Genomic DNA, 3088 nt, shown 5'->3' on the forward strand with positions numbered 1-3088 from the left:
TTACAGAACTCGTTGCTTTATTTGGATTTGGGTCATTCGTTAAGTTGAGTAACGGCAAATAAGATTCCCAGCTATGTGAATGATAAATCAATGCAACTTGTCTTTTTCCCGTCGTTTGAGATGGTTGTTTCTTCTCTTTATTCGGATCAGGCTTAGGAACTTGTCCAGCTTCTCCAGTCCGTTCCTTCACTACTTCTTCAAGAGGAACACTCGATTCTATCGGTAAGTTGGAGTAACTTGTTCCTTCACCTGCTATAACGATTTCTGTATCATACTTTCCAAATCCCGGAAGCTCCTTTCCGACAAAACTACGTACATCATCAAAACGAATATTCGTAGCCATCGAAAAGAGGAATGAAGAAATAGAAAAGTCTTGATTCAAATTCCGGTACTCCTGTGTAAAATAATGATTCTCTTTCCCAATAACGTACATGTAACCATTCATTGATAACTCATTTAACCAATTATATAAATACGTTGACTTTGTCTCTTTCATGGAAGTTACCATTACACTAATAAGAAAGAAAGTCGCTAATACCGTAGTAATAACAAATATAATTAACTTGCGTACACTTGTTAATTTCACGTAAAAAAAGCCTCGATTCATACTATCACCCTCTCTATTTCAAGTTATGTACAAGCTCTAGAGAATAGACCGCTTAAATTCCGGCTATATTGTTAATGAGGTGAAATGAATTGAAGCTACTAATAGGAACATTACCAATCGTCTTATCATTTATTTTTTATTTGTTTGCTTTACATCCTAAAATTCGTATTACGCTACATATTTTCGCATACTTAGCACTGTATGTACTCGGGACAATTATTTCTATTAATATATATGATGTTTTAATACAAAATTTAGTTTTCATGACAAGCATTCATGGAATTTTACTAAATCCATTTTTTCTACTTGCAGGAGCGTATATAGGGGTATACACTTTGTACTTAATTTTGTCTCAAATTGTTATGAAACTAATGAATTCCAAAAATGGAGTGTAACGAAATGCGGACACCATTTATCTGTCATAAATGCAAAAAAAGAATAGCGAGAAAGAAAGATCTTATTACCTCTACATGGCATTTCCGCTTTTATTTATTTCACAACACTTGTTTCAAAAATCAGCAATTATTTGTCTCACGTTTTATTCCTATAAATACACTCTTTGGTTTCTTTCTTATTATATATGGGCTTATTGCGGGTAGCATTCTAATGTTCACGGAGCCATCTATCGTTTGGCTTATTTTTTTGCTTCCTATTTTATATCGGTTTCTTTCCTATTATTACGTTGAACGTTTTTTCTGTAAATAACTAGTAGACTGACCTCTAGGAATGCTTAAACACTCCCAATCATTTTCTTTTAACATTTTACCAATGTAAATGATTTGTCCAATATGTAAAGCATAATGAGAAATTTGCCTTTCGATCGCTTGCATTACAGTGTGTTCTTCTCCGCGAATGTATACTGTCTTTAATAAGTGTTCAGACATTATAGTATTCATCGTTTTAAAAACGTATTCCCACCCTTCTTGCCACGCTGCAAGGGCTTCTTCCTTTGAATGATAGCCTCCTTCAAATTCACCATCTCGGTTACGATTTATTTTTTCACCATCAGACGTTAAAAAATCTGTCCATCTTGAACGCATATTACCATGTAAATGCTTAATAATAATCGCAATACTATTTGTCTCCTCATGAGAAGACCACATTATCTGTTCATAAGATAATTGAGAAAGTACTCGTTCTCCTTGGTTTTGTGTTGCTTTAAAATTCGAAATGGCACATTTTAAATACTMTCGTCTAATATCCAAATTAACACCTACCTTCACACTAACTAATTTTCGTTCCATTCGGTAGTTCCATATTAGGCTGAAGTAAAACAACATCGTCAGCTTCAGGAACTCCGCCAAGTACAAGTACTTCCGATTTAAATCCTGCCACACGCTTTGGCGGGAAATTCACTATAGCAACGACTTGTTGACCAATTAAATCTTCTGGATTGTATCTTTTCGTAATTTGAGCACTTGATTGCTTAACCCCTAACTCTCCAAAATCAATCTCTAACTTAATTGCAGGAATCCTTGCTTCTTTAAATTCCTCCGCCTTTCTTACCGTCCCAATACGCAAATCCAAAGTTAAAAAATCTTCAAAACTAGCCATTTTATCAATCCTCCCAATTATTACTTAGACGAAACATAAAAATCCCCTTCAAAAAAAGAAAGGCGCCTAGGCACCTTTCTTTTGTAACTCACTTGATTCATTTGATTTATAGAAGAAGAAACCGAGAACCCCGCCAATACATGCTGGGATTAACCACCCTATTCCTTCTTTATATAACGGTAACATTTGTAGTACATTTGAAATTGCGTCAATTTTGATGTTCGCACTTTCTAAACCATTAAATAAACTAATCGACAATGCACCTAATATTGCACCAATATAAATTGTATTACGCTTTCCAATCCATTTATGGAAATACGAAAGTACAATTAATACAATTGCAACTGGATAAATGATCATTAACACTGGTAAAGTTACTGCGATTAATTGTGTCAATCCTAAGTTAGATACAATTAAACTAAATACACATACTATTGTTACAATCGTTTTATGTGAAAATTTCGGGAATAAGTTTGTAAAGAAGCCTGCACAGGCAGATGCTAATCCAACCGAAGTCGTTAAACAAGCAAGTGTAATAACAAGTCCTAATAAAATTTTCCCACTCGTTCCATACAACTCATTTACAACATTCGTTAATATAAGACCACCGTTCTCTGAAACACCAAGTGATGTACTTGTTGAACCTAGATAAGCAAGTGATAAATATATTAACGTTAAACCTATTACAGCAATTACTCCTGATACGACTGTTATTTTTGCGATTTGTCCGCTCTCTTTTATTCCTTTTGAGCGAATAACTTGTACAACAACAATTCCAAACACAAGAGCACTAATTGCATCCATCGTTAAATACCCTTGAATAAACCCTCCAAAGAAAGCATTTTCTTTATAAGCAGCTAACGGTTCCGCCGGTGTTCCAATCGGATCAATAATTGCCTTTCCGACAATAACAGCAACTATTAATAC

At 34.4% G+C, this 3088-nt stretch carries 5 protein-coding genes and 1 pseudogene; 2 read left to right on the top strand and 4 right to left on the bottom strand.

From position 1 onward, the window contains the following. The coding region (locus AC1DTM_RS21240) for a stage II sporulation protein P (protein ID WP_477000808.1) at window positions 1-607 on the bottom strand (607 nt) is incomplete at its 3' end. An 89-nt stretch (window positions 608-696) separates the two neighbouring features. Here AC1DTM_RS21240 and AC1DTM_RS21245 point away from each other — a divergent pair. Both AC1DTM_RS21245 and AC1DTM_RS21250 read left to right on the top strand, forming a co-directional pair. After that, window positions 697-1002 carry a hypothetical protein gene (locus tag AC1DTM_RS21245; RefSeq protein ID WP_002200755.1) on the top strand — a complete coding sequence of 102 codons (306 nt, stop codon included), beginning with the start codon at window positions 697-699 and terminating at the stop codon, window positions 1000-1002. A 4-nt stretch (window positions 1003-1006) separates the two neighbouring features. Next, window positions 1007-1312 (top strand): hypothetical protein, encoded by a 306-nt coding sequence (locus AC1DTM_RS21250; RefSeq protein WP_016104628.1) that lies wholly within the window; start codon window positions 1007-1009, stop codon window positions 1310-1312. On the opposite strand, the gene AC1DTM_RS21255 is transcribed toward AC1DTM_RS21250, so the two are convergent. The 3 genes and pseudogenes from AC1DTM_RS21255 to brnQ4 all read right to left on the bottom strand — a co-directional run. Then, window positions 1285-1851: a DUF1572 domain-containing protein gene (locus AC1DTM_RS21255; RefSeq protein ID WP_477000809.1), complete on the bottom strand. Its 567-nt coding sequence runs from the start codon at window positions 1849-1851 to the stop codon at window positions 1285-1287. The two genes, AC1DTM_RS21250 and AC1DTM_RS21255, sit on opposite strands and share 28 nt — an antisense overlap. Beyond that, window positions 1832-2161, bottom strand: a complete 330-nt coding sequence (csaA, locus tag AC1DTM_RS21260) for a chaperone CsaA (protein ID WP_002200758.1) — start codon at window positions 2159-2161, stop codon at window positions 1832-1834. The genes AC1DTM_RS21255 and csaA overlap by 20 nt, the downstream gene beginning before the upstream one ends. A 66-nt stretch (window positions 2162-2227) precedes the next feature. Further along, window positions 2228-3088: pseudogene (gene brnQ4, locus AC1DTM_RS21265) on the bottom strand (branched-chain amino acid transport system II carrier protein BrnQ4); the annotation flags it as partial.

It is taken from the genome of Bacillus sp. P4_D3, from assembly GCF_056401855.1.

Bases quoted from the DNA above. Each gene is read 5' to 3' on its own strand.
- AC1DTM_RS21250 (WP_016104628.1), top strand. From the start codon at position 1,007: ATGCGGACACCATTTATCTGTCATAAATGCAAAAAAAGAATAGCGAGA.
- csaA (WP_002200758.1), bottom strand. From the start codon at position 2,161: ATGGCTAGTTTTGAAGATTTTTTAACTTTGGATTTGCGTATTGGGACG.